Below are 15,311 nucleotides of genomic sequence, written 5' to 3' on the forward strand. Positions count from 1 at the left end.
CGGCCCGGCGTAAGGCGGCCCCCTGCAGGGGCCCGCCGCGAGCCTGCGAGCGGTGGGGGGCAGGGGGTGTTTCTCAGGCGCGGGCCTTCGAGGTCGGGGTCAGCCGGACGATCAGCTTGGACAGCAGGCTGCCCGCGACCACCCAGATCAGTGCGGCCAGGCCGTCGTTGATCGCCTCGGCGATCTTCGGGTCCGACGGGGTGAACAGGTCCTCGGTGAACCAGCCGAACGTGTTCCGCCAGCCGGCGGTGAACTCCACCAGCACGTTGGTGGGGTTGGCCTCGAAGAGGACGAACACCGCGTGGGCCACGATGAGCGCGGCGACGACCGAGCACACGACCCGCACGACCGTGGCGACGAGCGAGAACACGCGAGCTGTACCTGTGCTGGCCATGATCGCATCGTGGCGCAGCGCGGCCGGGTGCGCGAGTCGTCGGGTAACAGTCAGTTCGGCCCGCAGGGGACGACGAGTGCCCGGTGGTCCGACAGCGGCAGCCGCGGCGCCTCCACCGGACCGGTGGCCCGCAGTCCGCCGCCGGCCAGCACGTGGTCGAGCTGCCGCCTCGGGCGGTGCACCGGGAACGTGGGTGCCGCGGCGAGGGGCAGCAGGCCGCTGACCCGCGCCGCCGGGCGGGCCGTCATGTTCAGGTCACCCAGCAGCACCCGCGGCTCGGGGAGCCCGGAGAAGCCGGCCACCACCTGCCGCAGCTGCCGGCGGTTCCAGCCCGGCACGAAGGACAGGTGGGTGGTGCACACGGTGAACGGCCCGGACGGTCCGTCGACCACCGCCGTCACGGCCACCCGTGGCTCGTCCCGGACCAGGATCGGCCGGCGGGTGCCGGGCAGCCACATCGGCAGGCCGGCCCGTGCCGCGCTCAGCCGGACGACGTCCCAGGACAGCACCGGGTAGCGGGAGAGGAGCGCGACGCCGTAGCCGGGGGAATCCGGGTGCTCCTCGCCCGTGGCCACCGTCCACGCGCCGCCGGGCGTGCCGGTCAGGGCGGGCACGAAGCGCGCGGCGACGGCGCCCATCGCCCGGGCCGCCAGGGCGGTCAGGTCCGCTCCGTGCGACCGGGGCTGGTTGCGGTCGACCTCCTGCAGGGCGAGGACGTCGGCGTCGAGGGCCTTCACGGCGTCGGAGAGCCGGCCGGCCTCGACCCGGCCGTCGTCCACGGAGCGCCCGTGGAGCACGTTGAACGTCGCGATGCGCACGGACGGTCCTGTGCCCGGGTCAGCCGGCAGGAACCGTGACGGCGACCGCGGCCGCCAGGCAGATCGCCACCACGGCCGCGGTGACGGCGGCGACGGAGCGCCGCGCCGCCACGTCCGCGTCCCGCGCGCGCTGCCGCCGGACGAACCGCGCGCGGGCCGGAGCCAGCCCGCCGAGGACCCCGAGCCCGACCAGCGCGGCGATCCCCGCGGTGACGAGCAGGGCCGGCTGCTCCGCGGAGACGGCCCGGTAGCCGATCAGCCCGGCGACCGCCAGGATCCCCAGCCCGGTCCGCTGCCACGCCAGGTCGGTGCGCTCCACGGGCACCCCGGGTGGTGCCGGCGGGGTCACAGCACCTCCAGGCCGACCAGGACGGCGACGACCACCACCACGGCGGCGACCGCGGCGGTCAGCGCGGGCACCACCCACCCCTCGGGCAGCGGCCCGCCCGCCCGGATGGCGGCCTCGTTCGCCCGCCAGCGCCAGTAACCGGCCAGCGCCGTCCCGAGGCCCACCAGCACCAGCGCGAGGGCGATCGCGGCGCTGCCCCAGGGAACGCCCAGTTCGGGGGCGTAGGTCGCCACGGCGACGCCGCCGGCGACCAGCGCGAGCCCGGTGCGCAGCCAGGCCAGCAGGGTGCGCTCGTTGGCCAGGGTGAACCGGTAGTCGGGGTGGCCGCTGGTCTCCGGGGGCGGGGGCACCCGGTCAGGCTAGGGCTCCGGCTCCCCGGGCGCGGAAAGCCCGGTCCGGGGCCCCGGTGCGGGCGGCTAACCTGGGGGCGAGCGGCCCGTGCCGCCGTCGTCCCCCGGCCGCGTGCCGGATCCGCGAGCGAGTGACTGAGGAAGCCAACGTGCCCACCGGCAAGGTCAAGTGGTTCAACCCGGAGAAGGGTTTCGGCTTCCTCGCGCGCGAGGACGGCCCGGACGTGTTCGTGCACAAGGACGCGCTGCCCGCCGGGACGACGGAGCTGAAGCCGGGCCAGCGGGTGGAGTTCGGCATCGTCGCCGGCAAGCGGGGCGACCAGGCGCTGCAGGTGCGCGTCCTCGACCCGCTGCCCTCGGTCGCCGGTGCCGTCGCGGCCAAGAGCCGGAAGAAGCCCGACGAGCTGGTCCCGATCATCGAGGACCTGATCAAGCTGCTCGACGACGTGGGCGAGGGCCTGCGCCACGGCCGGCACCCCGATCGGGCGGAGTCCCGCAAGATCGGCTCGGTGCTCCGCGCGGTCGCCGCCGACCTGGAGGCCTGAGCGGCTATCCGCCCGACGGGGCGTCGCCGAGATCGCCACCGGCGCGGATGAACCCGACCGGCCAGGCGCCGGAGAACTCGCCGCAGTCGCCGCCCTTGTCCTCGACGACCACGAGGTAGAACGCCGGGGGTACGACGTCGTCGGTGGTGATCTCGTCGAGCACCCGTTCGCCGGCCGGGACGTCCACCTCGCCGAGGATCTCCTCCAGCTGCTCGTCGAAGACCTGCACGCTCCAGCCGCGTTCGGCGACCGGCTCCGGCACGGTCAGCTCGATGGTCGCCCCGGGGGAGACCTCGAGGATCGGCGGCGCGGTCTCGTAGATCTGCCCGTCGCCGTCCAGGCAGTACTGGGTGGGGCGGACGGTGAGCTGCTGGGGGCCGACCTCGACGTCGACGTCCGGTGGCCCGGCCGGTTCGGACCCGCAGCCGGCGAGGACGAGGAGCAGGACGGCGACGGCGGACCTGCTCACGACCACGAGCGTCCCACGGGCGTCGTCGGAGCGTCCGGGGACACCTCGGCCCGCCGGAACGGGCGGCTGCCGCGGTAGAGGCTCCACACGATGAGCGCCACCGCCAGCCCCAGCAGCGCGGCGGCGACGGTGAACCCGAGCCAGCCGGTCGGGGGCAGCGCGATGCCCAGCGCACCGCCGACGACCCACGACATCTGCAGCCACGTCTCCGAACGGGCGAAGGCCGACGCGCGCAGCGTCTCGGGCACCTCGCGCTGGATGATGGCGTCGAGCGACACCTTGCCCAGCGCGTTGGTCACCGCCGCGACGCCCGCGACGACCACGGCCATCGGGAAGCTGTAGAAGACCGCCGCGAGCACGGTGATGGCCGCGGCGGAGCCGGCCGCGATCAGCACCAGGCGGTCCGGCGCGGCGGTGTGCATGCGGGAGCCGATCGCCGTCCCGGTGAAGCTGCCCAGCCCCGCGGCGGCCGCGATCGCGCCGAGGGCCAGCGTCGCGCTCCAGCCGTCGTCGAAGGTGGCCTGCACCAGGAAGGCGCTGAAGATCGTCAGGAAGCCGCCGAGCCCGCGCAGGGCCGCGTTGGCCCGCAGTGCCAGCACCACGTGCGGGCCGACCCGGCGCCGTCCGCTGCCGACCGGGATCTCGGCGGTGGTGAGCACGTCGGCGGTCAGCTCCCCGGTCGGGACGTCGACGTGCGGGGGGAGCCGGACGGCCAGGACGGCGGCGGCGCCGAAGACGGCCGCCGTCGCGCCCAGCTCCCAGTCGAAGCCGAGCACGGAGGCGACCCCGGCGGCGATCGCCCCGGCGACCCCCGCCGTCACCAGGCCGAAGACCGAGAGCCGGGCGTTGGCCGAGGTCAGCGACATGGCGCCGGGCAGCACCCGGGGGACGACGGCGGCCCGCAGGACGTTGTGCGCCTTGGACAGCACGAGGACGCCGAGGGCGGCCGGGTAGAGCCAGAGGTCGTCGAAGTGCCGCATCATCACCAGCGCGAGCACCGCGCGCCCGACGTGGCTGCCGGCCATCGCCCAGCGCCGGCCCCGCTGCAGCCGGTCCAGCAGCGGCCCGATCACCGGCGCGAGGACGGCGAAGGGCGCCATCGTCACCAGCAGGTACAGGGCAACGTTGCCGCGCTGCGCGTCGGTCGTCGCGGCGAAGAACAGCGTTCCCGCCAGCGAGACGGCGATCATCGCGTCGCCGGCCATGTGCAGTGCGTTCACCCACAGCAGCTGGGTGAGCCCGCTCTCGCCGGCGCCGTCCGCCCGGCTGGCGGCGCGCACCCGGCGCGCGGCCGCCGTGGTGAGCTCCTTCGACCGGGCCGCCGCGACGCGGGTGACGGTCAGCTTCGCCGGTCCGGTCCCCCGCCCGGGGAGGGTCGGTGCAGGGCTCTCGCCCTCGGCCGGGGGGTGGTCCACCGGAGGCATCGGCCGGGTCGGGGGCGACGGCACCTCGAGCGGAGTCGTGTCGGCCCGTTCCAGGGGCGGGGGGACGCTGCGACCGCCCGTGCGCAGGCGCCGGCCGGCACCGGGGGGACGACGGGAGGCGCGCACGGCTCCCATGGTGCCGCACCGGGCCGATCGGGTGGTCCGCAGCGGAGGTGGACGCGTCAGGGACACTGGACCGGTGACCGAGTCTCCTGCCGATGTCCCCGTCGACGTGCTGGCTGCCGCGGTCGATCTCGCCCGCGCCGCCGCCGTCGAGACCGCCGGCGACCCCGCCCTCGTCGGCGACCACCTCGGGGCGACGCCGGAACCGGTCGGTCCCGCGACCGACGAGGTCCGCCCCGAGGCTCTCGGCGAGGTGCTGACGCACACCTTCGCCAGCACGGTGCCCGGCTACGTCGGCTGGCACTGGGCGGTCACCGTCGCCCGGATCCCGGGCGAGGACCAGGTCACCGTCGACGAGGTGGTCCTCCTCCCCGGCGACTCGGCCCTGCTGGCCCCCGCGTGGGTGCCCTGGCAGGAGCGGCTGCGCCCCGGGGACCTCTCGGTCGGCGACGTGCTGCCCTCCACGGAGGACGACTCCCGGCTGGTGCCGGCCTACCTGGCCGACGACGACTCGGCCGAGGACCCCGAGGGGCGGGTGGTCGCCGAGGAGCTCGGCCTGGGCCGCGAGCGGGTCATGTCCGCCGAGGGTCGCAGCGACGCGGTCGGACGCTGGGCGACCGGCGAGTTCGGCCCGTCGTCCCCGATGGCGCGCCAGGCGCCCGGTCCCTGCGCGACCTGCGGGTTCTACCTGCCCTTGGCGGGGTCGCTGCGCCGGCTGGTGGGTGCCTGCGGCAACGCCTACGCCCCGGCCGACGGCCGGGTGGTCGCCGCCGACTACGGCTGCGGGGCGCACAGCCAGGCGACCCTCGTCGCCGACGAGGCCACCGAGGTGGTCCGGACCGCGCGCTACGACACGGGCACCTACGACGTCCTGTAGGAGAAGACCCCGTCCTCCCCACCCCTCGCGGGCTCGGGGCGGCGCCCTGGACGGCCCCGGCCCTGGAGGACGGCCGCTCCCTCACCTCACCGGCGGGGGAGCTGGCCCTGCAGCTTCATGATCCACAGGCCCAGCGATCCCAGGGCGATCGCGGCGACGCAGGTCCAGGTCCACATCCGGTCCACGCGGTCGCCGAGCACGAGCAGGACGACGAGCGCGACCGCCCAGAGCCCGATGCCGACGAGCACGACGCGGGCGGTGTCCACCCGCAGGGGCGGCGGTGACTGCTTGGTCGGTCGGGGCACGGGGCGACCTTAGGCGCAGCGCCCGCCGGCGGCGCAGAAGACCGTGCGACGGGTGGGGCGGCGCGTGATCCCGGCGCAACGAGCGTGTGGCACGCTGTCGCCGCTCGTCGCCAGCAGTCGTCCGTTCCGGGGAGTCCGCATGCCCGACCCGTCCCGTCCCACCGCGGGATCCACCAGCAGCCCCGACGAGGGCACCCCCGCGGACGTGGTGGCCGCCGAGCCGAGCGCGCCCCGTCGCAGTCCGGGTCCGCAGGTGCGCCCGAAGAACGGGATCGACCGGTACTTCGAGATCAGCGCACGGCACTCCACCACGGCCCGCGAGCTGCGCGGCGGGCTGACCACCTTCTTCACGATGGCCTACATCGTGGTGCTCAACCCGATCATCCTGACCAGCATCGCCGGGCCCGACGGCACGCCCGGGGCCGACGTCGAGGGCACCGTCCTCCCGTTCGGCTCCATCGCCGCGGTCACCGCCCTGATCGCCGGCGCCATGACGATCCTGATGGGTGTCGTGGGCCGGTACCCCTTCGCGCTGGCGACCGGCCTCGGCATCAACGCGATCGTCGCGGTCTTCGCGGCCACCCAGCTGTCCTGGCCGGAGATCATGGGCCTGGTCGTGCTGGAAGGCCTGCTCATCACGGTGCTCGTGCTCACCGGTTTCCGGAAGGCCGTGTTCGAGGCCATCCCGCCGCAGCTGAAGACGGCGATCGCGGTGGGCATCGGCTTCTTCCTGACCATCATCGGCCTGGCCGACGCCGGGATCATCCGGCCGGGGAACCCGCTGATCAGCTTCGGGATCGGCGGCCAGCTGGCCGGCTGGCCGACGCTGGTGTTCGTCGTCGGCCTGCTGCTCATGAGCGTGCTCGTCGTCCGCAAGGTCAAGGGCGCCCTGCTGATCGGCATCGTGGTCACCACCGTGCTGGCGATCGTCGTGGAGGCGATCGCCGACATCGGTCCGCGGTTCGGCGACGACGGCGAGAACGCCCGCGGCTGGTGGCTGCAGGTCCCCGAGCTGCCCGACGACGTCGTGAGCAGCCCGGACCTCTCGCTGCTCGGGAACTTCTCGCTCTTCGGTGGCTTCGAGCGGATCGGCGTCCTCGCCGCCCTGCTCATCGTCTTCTCGATCATGATCGCCGACTTCTTCGACACCGTCGGGACCGTGACCGCCGTCGGTGCCGAGGGCGAGCTGCTCGACGAGAACCGCAACCTGCCGAAGTCGCAGCCGGTGCTGCTGGTCGACTCGCTCGCCGCCGCGGCCGGCGGGGCCGGCAGCGTCTCGTCGAACACCACCTACATCGAGAGCACCGCCGGTGTTGCCGACGGTGCCCGCACCGGCCTGGCCAGCGTCGTCACCGGTGCGCTGTTCCTGATCGCCGTGTTCTTCACCCCGCTGGTGGCCGTCGTGCCGGCGGAGGCGGCCGCACCGGCGCTGGTCATCGTCGGCGCCCTGATGGTCACCCAGATCCGGTATCTGAGCTGGGACGACATGTCCCTGGTCATCCCGGCCTTCCTCACCATCGCCCTGATGCCGTTCACGTACTCCATCACCAACGGCATCGGGGCGGGCGTGGTCAGCTTCGTGCTGCTGCGCCTGGTCACCGGGCGGCGCCGGGACATCCACCCGCTGATGTGGGTCATCGCGGCGATGTTCGTCGTCTACTTCGCCCTGGAGCCGCTGCAGCAGCTGCTCTGACGAAGGGCCCCGTCCCCCCACCCTCCGCGCGCTCGGTGCGGGACCCGGGACAGGCCCTGCACGGGGGCCGGGCGGCTGGTCCTGAGCTAGGCTAAGCACCGTGAGTCGGACGACGCTGGACACCGCGGCGCTGGCCCACGACCTCCGGCTGGCCGTCATGCGCTTCTCCCGGCGGCTGCGCAACCAGCGGGTCGACACGTCGGTCACGCTCACCCACCTGGCGGCGCTGTCCACGCTGCGGCAGCACGGGCCGATGAGCCCCGGCGAGCTGGCGGCGCAGGAGCGGGTGCAGCCACCGTCGATGACCCGGGTCGTGGTCGCGCTCGAGGGCATGGGCCTGGTGACCCGGACGCCGCACCCGACCGACGGCCGCCAGGTGGTCATCGACCTCACTCCGGCCGCCCAGGGGCTGCTCGACGAGGAGGCCCGCGCCCGTGAAGCGTGGCTGTCGGGGCGGCTGCAGGACCTGGCGCCGGAGGAACGGGCGGTGCTCCGCGAGGCGGCGGAGATCATGGAGAAGCTCGCGGGTGGGTGAACCGCACGAGCACTGACCAGTCGCCGCCGCCGGACGCGGGCACGGGCTCCTTCCGTGCGCTGCGCGTCCGGAACTTCCGCATCTACGCCTCGGCCAACCTGGTCAGCCTCACCGGCACCTGGATGCAGCGGATCGGCCAGGACTGGCTGGTCCTGCAGCTCTCCGACGACAGCGGCATCGCCCTCGGGCTGATCACCGCGCTGCAGTTCGGCCCCAGCCTGCTGCTGAGCATGTACGGCGGTGTCCTCGCCGACCGCTACGCCAAGCGCAAGGTGCTGCTGGTCACCCAGGCGCTGATGGGCGTGCTCGCGCTGCTGCTGGCCGTCCTGGTGGTCACCGACGCGGTGGCGCTGTGGCACGTGTTCGTGCTGGCCGGCGGGCTGGGGTCGGTCTCGGCGATCGACGCCCCGGTCCGGCAGGCGTTCGTGTCGGAGATGGTCGGCCCCGCGCTGCTGACCAACGCGGTGAGCCTGAACTCGACGATCTTCAACGGCGCCCGCCTCATCGGGCCCGCCGTCGCCGGCCTACTCATCGGCTGGTCGGGCGGGGACACCGCCCCGGCGTTCTTCGTCAACGCGGCCAGCTTCGCGTTCACCATCGCCGCGCTGGCCGGCATGCGCGCCGCCGAGCTGCAGCCCAGTCCGCCGGTGGCCCGCGGGAAGGGCCAGCTGCGCGAGGGGCTGCGCTACACCTGGGCGCACCCCGACCTCGTGCTGGCCATGACCCTGGCCTTCGTGATCGGCACGTTCGGCTTCAACTACCAGGTGACCATCGCGCTCATGGCCCGGGAGCAGTTCGACCTGGGCGCGGAGGCGTTCGGGCTGCTGTCCACCACCTTCGCCGTCGGCTCGCTGACCGGCGCGCTGCTGTCCACCCGGCGCAGCGTCCGCCCGCGGCAGCGGTTCCTGGTGATCTCCGCCGTCGTCTTCGGGCTGCTCACCGTGGTCGCCGGACTGATGCCGGGGTACGCGTCCTTCGCCGTGCTGCTCGTGCCGACGGGGGCGGCGGCCCTGGTCTTCAGCGTCGCCAACAACAGCTTCGTGCAGCTGGGCGTCGATCCGCAGATGCGCGGCCGCGTGATGGCCCTGTACTTCATGTGCTTCATGGGTGGCACGCCCGTCGGTGCGCCGCTGATCGGCTGGATCTCCGAGCACCTGGGTGCGCCGTGGGGGCTCATCCTCGGCGGGGCGGTGTGCGCCGTCGCCGGGCTCGGCGCTGCCGCCTGGTTGGCGCGGGGACGGCGGGTCCGGCTCGAGGGCGGGTTCCGGCCGCCCCGGCTGCGGATGCGGATCGGCGCCCCGGGGACGAGGGTGCCGTCCGCGCGGCTGCGCGCCGCCGGGGAGGCCGCCGCCGAGCAGGGGTCGGGCCACTCCAGCGTCGGTGGCTGACCCTCCCGTCCGCCCCGCCGGCGGGGTACCGTCGCCGGCACCCTGAGGGGACCGGGAGGCGACATGCACGTCCCACTGCTGCAGATCGGCGGCACCGTGGCCGTCATCGCTGCACTCATCGCGTGGACGGGGCCGTCCGTCCGCTGGGCGCACCGGACGGTCCAGCGCCGCCGGCAGGCCCGCAACCCGGCGCCCGGGCACCGGCCGCTGCAGGTGGTGGCCGCCGACGTCCGCCGGCTGGCCCGCTCGATCGCCCTCGTCCCGGCCGGGGCGCCGATGGCCCGCCGCCGCGCCCTCGCCGCCGCCTACGACGACGTGCTCGTCGAGGCCGCCGAGCTGCTGGAGATCCCGCACGAGCTGCGGACCGCGCCCGCCGGGCCGCCGCGGGACGCGGAACGGCTCCGGCTCCTCGCCGCCCTCGAGTGCGCCGGGCTGACGGTGCAGGGCTGACCGCCGGCGGCCGGCGGCTGTTCGTCGCCGTCGACCCGCCGGAGCCGGTCCGCTCGCACCTCGCCACCGCGGTGGCGGCCCTGCGCGACCTGCCCGGCGCACCGCGGTGGGGAGCGCCCGACCGCTGGCACCTCACCCTGCTGTTCCTCGGTGCCGTCCCGCCGGAGCGCCTGCCCGCCCTCGTCGCGGCCGCGGGCCGGGCGGTCGACGGCACGCCACCGATGACGCTGCGGCTGGCCGGGGGCGGCCGGTTCGGGTCGCTGCGCCGCCCGCAGGTGGCCTGGGTGGGCGTCGAGGGCGACGTCGCGGCGCTGACCTCCCTCGCCGGGCGTCTCGCGGCGGCCGCCCGCGGGCTGGGGCTGCCGGTCGAGGACCGGCCGTTCCGCCCGCACCTGACGCTGGGGCGCTGGCGGCCACGGCAGCCCGCGGACGGGTCGGTGACCGACCGCCTGGCCGGGTACCGCGGGCCCGCCTGGCCGATGACCGAGGTGCGGCTGCAGGAGAGCCACCTGGGCCCGGCACCCACGTACGAGACGGTCACCTCCTGGCCCCTGGTGAGGTGAGGGGGTCCTTCGATCACCAGGCGTACTCCATGGGGGCCGGCTGGTAGCCGGGGAAGATCTCGTCCAGCCGGGCCAGCGCGGCGTCGTCCAGCTCGACCTCGAGCGCGGCGAGCGACCCCTCGAACTGCTCCATGGTGCGCGGGCCGACGATGGGCGCGGTCACGGCCGGCTGGTGCAGCAGCCACGCCAGCCCGACGTCGGCGGGACCCCGGCCGAGGTCGCGGCAGAACGCCTCGTACTGCTCGAGCGCCGGGCGGTGCTGCTCGATCCGCTTCTGCTGGCGGTCCTCGTTGCGCCGTCCGCCTTCGGTCTTCTCCAGGACGCCGCCGAGCAGCCCGCCGGCCAGCGGGCTCCACGGGATGATGCCGACGCCGTAGTGCTGCGCCGCCGGCAGCACCTCGAGCTCCACGTGCCGGGTGAGCAGGTTGTAGTGCGACTGCTCGCTGACCAGGCCCTGGAAGGAGCGGCGGGCGGCGGCCTCGTTGGCGGCCGCGATCTGCCAGGCCGCGTGGTTGGAGGAGCCGACGTAGAGCACCTTGCCCTGGGCGACGAGCGTCTCGCAGGCCTGCCAGATCTCCTCCCACGGCGTGCGCAGGTCGACGTGGTGGAACTGGTAGAGGTCGATCCAGTCGGTGCCCATCCGGCGCAGCGAGGCCTCGCAGGCGCGCACGATGTTGCGGGCGGACAGGAAGGTGTCGTTCGGCCAGTCGCTCATGCCGCCGTAGACCTTGGTGGCCAGCACCGTCTTCTCCCGGCGCTCCCCACCCTGCGCGAACCAGCTGCCGAGCACCTCCTCGGTGCGGCCCTTGCCGGCGTCGAAGCCGTAGACGTTGGCGGTGTCGAAGAAGTTGATCCCCTCGGCGTGCGCCCGGTCCATGAGGGCGTGCGAGTCGGCCTCCTCGGTCTTCCAGCCGAAGTTCATGGTGCCCAGGCAGAGGCGGGAGACCGTCAGGCCGCTGCGGCCGAGGTGCGTGTACTCCATGGAATCCCACCCTGGCACCCTGATCGTCGTGCCGCAGAACGAGCAGACGACCGCCTTCGACACCGCCACCGCCGTCCGGCGCACCGAGGGCGGGGGGCTGGGCGCTGACCTCGACCCGGGGTGGGACGTCGGCGGCGGCATCCTCAACGGCGGCTACCTGCTGTCCGTCGTGGGCCGGGCCGCGGTGCTGGAGAGCCCGCACGCGCACCCGGTCGCGATGTCGGCCAGCTACCTGCGCGCCCCGGCCGCGGGACCCGTGACGCTCACGGTGGAGCCCGGGCCGTCGGGCCGGACGCTGGCGCACTCGCTGATCACGCTCGCCGACGCCGGCGGGCCGGCGCTGACCGTCCAGGCGACGACGGCGACCCTGACCTCGGCGCCCTCGGACTACGGCCACCCGATGCCCGACGTCCCGCCGGCGGAGGAGTGCTTCTCCATCGCCGAGCACCGGGACCTGGCGCCCCCCGGGGTGCAGGTGCCGGGACTGTCGCTGAAGGTGGACAGCCGCATCGACATCGCGACGGCGGGGTGGGCGTTCGGGCAGCCGTCGGGGGAGCCGGTGCTGCGGGCCTGGATGCGGTTCGCCGACGGCCGCGAGCCCGACCCGCTGGCCCTGCTCACCTTCGCCGACGCGCTGCCGCCCACCAGCTTCGCGATGGGCGCCATGGGCTGGGCGCCGACGGTGCAGCTGCAGGTGCTGGTCCGCGCGCTGCCCGCACCGGGGTGGTGCCTGGTGGAGGCGCGGTCGAGCGAGATCTCCGGCGGGTGGATCGACGAGGACTACCGGATCTGGGACTCCACCGGCCGCCTGGTCGCCCAGAGCCGCCAGCTCGCCCGCGCCCCGCGCTGACCGCTGCGATGAGTTCCGGCCGCGGCCGCGGTCTGCACGTCCATGACCACCGCGATCGACACCCGCACGCTCGACACCCCTGAGGCATCGCTGGCCTACGACGTCCGCGGTCCGCTGCCGGCCGCGGACGGCCGGCCGCCGCTGTTCCTCATCGGGCAGCCGATGGACGCCAGCGGCTTCGGCACGCTCGCCGGGCACGTCGCCGACCGGACGGTGATCACCTACGACCCGCGCGGCCTGGGCCGGAGCACGCGCACGGACGGGCGGACCACGCAGACACCCCAGCAGCAGGCCGACGACGTCCACCGCATCATCGAGGCGGTCGGCGGGCCGGTGGAGATGTTCGCCAGCAGCGGGGGAGCGGTGACGGCGCTGGCCCTGGTCGCCGCGCACCCGGCGGACGTGACGACGCTCGTCGCCCACGAACCGCCGCTGCTCGCCGTCCTCCCGGACGCCGACCGGGCCGTCGCGGCCACCCGCGCGGTGCAGGAGCTCTACGCGGCCAAGGGCTGGGGCCACGGCATGGCGGCGTTCATCGGGCTCACCTCCTGGCAGGGGGAGTTCACTGACGACTTCTCGGCCACCCCCGCCCCGGAACCGGCGGCGTTCGGCTTCCCGGCCGAGGACGACGGCTCGCGCGACGACCCGCTGCTGTCGTACGACTCCGACGCGATCACCGCCTTCCGGCCCGACGTCGCGGCGCTGACGGCCGCCCCCACCCGGATCGTCATCGCCGCCGGGATCGGCTCCCGGAACACCCTCACCTGGCGCACCTCCGTCGCCACCGCCCGGGCGCTGAACCGGGACGTCACCGTCTTCCCGGGCGACCACGGCGGCTTCCTCGGCGGCGAGTTCGGCCAGCAGGGCGAGCCCGAGGCGTTCGCCGCCCGGCTGCGCGAGGTCCTCGACGGGGACTGACCCGGCCGATCAGGGCTCGGGCAGCTCGATCGGCCCGGTCAGGTAGCGCTGGACGTTCGGGCCGACGGTCGCGGCGAGCCAGTCCGGGGAGGCCGACACCAGCGGCTCGAGCTTCAGGACGTAGCGCCCGACGACCAGGCCGATCAGCTGGGAGGCGGCGAGCGAGCCGCGGATCTCCCGTTCCCGGGCCGGCATGTCCAGCGTGCCCACGACCCGGCGGAGCACCTGGCTGACGAGGAACTCCCGCAGCAGCCGCGCCGACCACTCGTTGGTGACGGCCGACCGCACCAGGGCCAGCGCCGCGGGCCGCATGGGTCCGTCCCAGACCCGCAGCAGCATGCGGACCACGTTGCGCCCGAGGTCGTCCCGCCCGCCGGCGAGCACCTCGGGCAGGAAGTCCCCGGGGTCCGCCGGCGCCTGGATCGCGGCCAGGAAGAGCTTGTCCTTGCTGCCGAAGTAGTGGTGCACCAGCGCCGGGTCGACCTTCGCGGCGGTGGCGATCTGGCGGATCGTGGCGCCGTCGAAGCCACGCTCGGCGAAGGCCTCCCGGGCAGCCGCGAGGACGGCGTCCCGGGTGTCGGGGTTCCCGGGGCGCCGTCCCGACCGGCGTGCCGGTCCCGGTGCGCTCAGCTGGTCCTCCTCCGCAGGGTCGCCGCCGCGAGGGCGAGCGCGATCAGGGCGGCGCCGGCGACGATCGCGACGTCCACCCACATCGTGCCGGTCGCCTCGGTCGACCGCCCGACCTCCTGCAGCGCCTCGACCGCGTAGGTCAGGGGGAGCACGTCGCTGATCGCCTGCAGCCAGCCGGCCATCTGCTCGCGCGGGACGAGCAGCCCGCACAGGAAGAACTGCGGCAGCACGACCACCGGCATGAACTGCACCGCCTGGAACTCGCTGCGGGCGAAGGCGCTGGCCAGCAGGCCCAGGGCCACACCGAGGACCGCGTCGACGACGGCGATGAGCACGACGAGCCACACCGAGCCGGTGACCTCGAGGTCGTAGACGGTGGTCGCGATCGTCACCGTGACCACGGCCTGCAGGGCCGCCGCCAGCCCGAACGCGATCCCGTACCCGAGCAGCAGGTCCAGCCGGGCCATCGGCGTGGTGAGCAGCCGCTCGAGGGTGCCCGATGTGCGCTCGCGCAGCATGGCGATGCTGGTGACCAGGAACATGACCATGAACGGGAAGATGCCGAGCATGGTCAGGCCCACGCGGTCGAACAAGCTCAGCTGCCCCGGGGGCGTCGGCAGGTCCTGCCACAGCAGGTAGAGCAGGCCGAGCAGGACGCTCGGCAGGACCAGCATCATCGCGATGGTGCGGTGATCGTGCCGCAGCTGGCGGAGCACCCGGCCGGTGGTCGCCATGATCAGCCGAGGACTGACGTGCCCGGTCGTGACGCGGGGCGGGGTGGACGTCGTGGCGCTCATGCCGCCACCTCCTCACGGGCGCGGACCACGTTGAGGAACGCCTCTTCGAGATCCTCGGAGCGGCCGTCGGCGCGCAGCTGGGCCGGCGTGGAGTCGGCGATCAGCTCGCCGTCGCGGAGCAGGAGCAGCCGGTCGCAGCGGCCGGCCTCGTCCATCACGTGGCTGGAGACGACGAGCGTCGTCCCCGCGTCGGCCAGGGCGTGGAACCTCGCCCACAACTCGACCCGCAGCACGGGGTCGAGCCCGACCGTCGGCTCGTCGAGCACGAGCACCTCCGGTCCGCCCACGAGTGCGCAGGCCAGGGATGCCCGGCCGCGCTGCCCACCGGAGAGGTTCCCGACCAGCTGCCCGGCGGCGTCGGCGAGGCCCACGTCCGCGACCGCGTCGTCGGCCTCCCGGCTGCCCTTCCCGTACAGGGCGGCGAAGTAGCGGGCGTTCTCCCGGACGGTGAGGTCCTCGTAGACGCTCGGCGCCTGGGTGACGTAGCCGACCCGGCTGCGCAGGGCGGGGGAGCCGGCCGGCTCGCCGAGCACCGTGACGGTGCCGGACCGGACCTGCTGCACGCCGACCAGGGCCCGCATGAGGGTGGTCTTGCCGCTGCCGCTGGGCCCCAGCAGGCCGGTGACCTGCCCGGCCGGGACGGCGAACGACAGCCCGGGCAGCACGCGCCGGCGGCCCCGGTCGACGACGAGATCGGTGACGGTGACGGCGTCCATGCCGGCCTCCAGAAAACTCAACGGCTGATGAACTCAACGCTAGATGAGTTGCCCGCCCGCGGTCAACGGAGCCCTTGGTCCCGCCCGGCGATGATCAGCCCACCTGATCGTGGAGCGTCCTCCCTCACGTGCTGC

Annotated in this window: 20 protein-coding genes; 9 read left to right on the forward strand and 11 right to left on the reverse strand. The window is 74.5% G+C overall.

Annotated features, from left to right (window positions below; genetic code table 11):
• Nucleotides 1–73 precede the first annotated feature (73 nt).
• The 4 genes from BM142_RS03730 to BM142_RS03745 are packed head-to-tail and all read right to left on the reverse strand — an operon-like array spanning nucleotide 74 to nucleotide 1,911.
• Complete coding sequence (locus BM142_RS03730; protein WP_139228753.1) at nucleotides 74–394, reverse strand: hypothetical protein; 321 nt, start codon at nucleotides 392–394, stop codon at nucleotides 74–76.
• Nucleotides 395–444: 50 nt separating this feature from the next.
• A complete protein-coding gene (locus BM142_RS03735) occupies nucleotides 445–1,212 on the reverse strand; it encodes an endonuclease/exonuclease/phosphatase family protein (RefSeq protein ID WP_092195423.1) in 768 nt (255 codons plus the stop codon).
• Between the two features lie 19 nt (nucleotides 1,213–1,231).
• Nucleotides 1,232–1,561 (reverse strand): DUF202 domain-containing protein, encoded by a 330-nt coding sequence (locus BM142_RS03740; protein WP_254790512.1) that lies wholly within the window; start codon nucleotides 1,559–1,561, stop codon nucleotides 1,232–1,234.
• The gene (locus BM142_RS03745) at nucleotides 1,558–1,911 is read right to left on the reverse strand and encodes a YidH family protein (RefSeq protein WP_092195424.1); all 354 of its coding nucleotides are present in this window, start codon (nucleotides 1,909–1,911) and stop codon (nucleotides 1,558–1,560) included. Before BM142_RS03745 ends, BM142_RS03740 begins: the two co-directional genes overlap by 4 nt.
• 149 nt (nucleotides 1,912–2,060) lie before the next feature.
• On the opposite strand from BM142_RS03745, the gene BM142_RS25745 reads away from it, so the two are divergent.
• A complete protein-coding gene (locus BM142_RS25745; protein ID WP_092195425.1) occupies nucleotides 2,061–2,456 on the forward strand; it encodes a cold-shock protein in 396 nt (131 codons plus the stop codon).
• Between the two features lie 4 nt (nucleotides 2,457–2,460).
• Here BM142_RS25745 and BM142_RS03755 read toward each other — a convergent pair whose 3' ends face one another.
• The gene (locus BM142_RS03755) at nucleotides 2,461–2,925 is read right to left on the reverse strand and encodes a DUF2771 family protein (protein ID WP_092195567.1); all 465 of its coding nucleotides are present in this window, start codon (nucleotides 2,923–2,925) and stop codon (nucleotides 2,461–2,463) included.
• Nucleotides 2,922–4,349, reverse strand: a complete 1,428-nt coding sequence (locus BM142_RS03760) for an MFS transporter (protein WP_254790513.1) — start codon at nucleotides 4,347–4,349, stop codon at nucleotides 2,922–2,924. Before BM142_RS03760 ends, BM142_RS03755 begins: the two co-directional genes overlap by 4 nt.
• Before the next feature lie 199 nt (nucleotides 4,350–4,548).
• Here BM142_RS03760 and BM142_RS03765 point away from each other — a divergent pair, with 199 nt between their 5' ends.
• Nucleotides 4,549–5,349, forward strand: a complete 801-nt coding sequence (locus BM142_RS03765; RefSeq protein WP_254790514.1) for a DUF3027 domain-containing protein — start codon at nucleotides 4,549–4,551, stop codon at nucleotides 5,347–5,349.
• 86 nt (nucleotides 5,350–5,435) lie between these two features.
• Here BM142_RS03765 and BM142_RS03770 read toward each other — a convergent pair whose 3' ends face one another.
• Complete coding sequence (locus BM142_RS03770) at nucleotides 5,436–5,654, reverse strand: DUF2530 domain-containing protein (protein ID WP_092195427.1); 219 nt, start codon at nucleotides 5,652–5,654, stop codon at nucleotides 5,436–5,438.
• A gap of 139 nt (nucleotides 5,655–5,793) precedes the next feature.
• Here BM142_RS03770 and BM142_RS03775 point away from each other — a divergent pair, with 139 nt between their 5' ends.
• The 5 genes from BM142_RS03775 to thpR all read left to right on the forward strand — a co-directional run bounded on the left by BM142_RS03775 (nucleotide 5,794) and on the right by thpR (nucleotide 10,283).
• Nucleotides 5,794–7,347: an NCS2 family permease gene (locus BM142_RS03775; protein ID WP_092195428.1), complete on the forward strand. Its 1,554-nt coding sequence runs from the start codon at nucleotides 5,794–5,796 to the stop codon at nucleotides 7,345–7,347.
• 100 nt (nucleotides 7,348–7,447) lie between these two features.
• Complete coding sequence (locus tag BM142_RS03780; protein WP_175527076.1) at nucleotides 7,448–7,882, forward strand: MarR family winged helix-turn-helix transcriptional regulator; 435 nt, start codon at nucleotides 7,448–7,450, stop codon at nucleotides 7,880–7,882.
• Nucleotides 7,879–9,270, forward strand: coding sequence for an MFS transporter (locus BM142_RS03785; protein ID WP_092195429.1), 1,392 nt, complete (start codon nucleotides 7,879–7,881; stop codon nucleotides 9,268–9,270). The genes BM142_RS03780 and BM142_RS03785 overlap by 4 nt, the downstream gene beginning before the upstream one ends.
• A 63-nt stretch (nucleotides 9,271–9,333) precedes the next feature.
• On the forward strand, nucleotides 9,334–9,720 hold the full coding sequence (locus BM142_RS03790) for a hypothetical protein (RefSeq protein ID WP_092195430.1): 387 nt from the start codon (nucleotides 9,334–9,336) through the stop codon (nucleotides 9,718–9,720).
• Complete coding sequence (gene thpR / locus BM142_RS03795; RefSeq protein ID WP_254790515.1) at nucleotides 9,693–10,283, forward strand: RNA 2',3'-cyclic phosphodiesterase; 591 nt, start codon at nucleotides 9,693–9,695, stop codon at nucleotides 10,281–10,283. Before BM142_RS03790 ends, thpR begins: the two co-directional genes overlap by 28 nt.
• Nucleotides 10,284–10,296: 13 nt before the next feature.
• On the opposite strand, the gene BM142_RS03800 is transcribed toward thpR, so the two are convergent.
• Nucleotides 10,297–11,265: an aldo/keto reductase gene (locus tag BM142_RS03800; protein WP_092195431.1), complete on the reverse strand. Its 969-nt coding sequence runs from the start codon at nucleotides 11,263–11,265 to the stop codon at nucleotides 10,297–10,299.
• Between BM142_RS03800 and BM142_RS03805 the strand changes: the two genes are divergently transcribed.
• Complete coding sequence (locus BM142_RS03805; RefSeq protein WP_254790516.1) at nucleotides 11,264–12,115, forward strand: thioesterase family protein; 852 nt, start codon at nucleotides 11,264–11,266, stop codon at nucleotides 12,113–12,115. The two genes, BM142_RS03800 and BM142_RS03805, sit on opposite strands and share 2 nt — an antisense overlap.
• A gap of 42 nt (nucleotides 12,116–12,157) precedes the next feature.
• A complete protein-coding gene (locus BM142_RS03810) occupies nucleotides 12,158–13,033 on the forward strand; it encodes an alpha/beta fold hydrolase (protein ID WP_217640551.1) in 876 nt (291 codons plus the stop codon).
• A gap of 9 nt (nucleotides 13,034–13,042) precedes the next feature.
• On the opposite strand, the gene BM142_RS03815 is transcribed toward BM142_RS03810, so the two are convergent.
• From BM142_RS03815 to BM142_RS03825, 3 genes are read right to left on the reverse strand one after another with little or no spacing between them, the layout of a single operon-like run.
• Entirely contained in the window at nucleotides 13,043–13,744 is a 702-nt protein-coding gene (locus tag BM142_RS03815) for a TetR/AcrR family transcriptional regulator (protein WP_217640552.1), read from the reverse strand.
• Nucleotides 13,660–14,460, reverse strand: a complete 801-nt coding sequence (locus tag BM142_RS03820) for an ABC transporter permease (protein ID WP_092195432.1) — start codon at nucleotides 14,458–14,460, stop codon at nucleotides 13,660–13,662. Before BM142_RS03820 ends, BM142_RS03815 begins: the two co-directional genes overlap by 85 nt.
• Nucleotides 14,457–15,176, reverse strand: coding sequence for an ABC transporter ATP-binding protein (locus BM142_RS03825; RefSeq protein WP_092195433.1), 720 nt, complete (start codon nucleotides 15,174–15,176; stop codon nucleotides 14,457–14,459). The genes BM142_RS03820 and BM142_RS03825 overlap by 4 nt, the downstream gene beginning before the upstream one ends.
• Between the last annotated feature and the right edge of the window lie 135 nt (nucleotides 15,177–15,311).

This window comes from Blastococcus tunisiensis, assembly GCF_900112815.1.
GTDB classification, from domain to species: domain Bacteria; phylum Actinomycetota; class Actinomycetes; order Mycobacteriales; family Geodermatophilaceae; genus Blastococcus_B; species Blastococcus_B tunisiensis.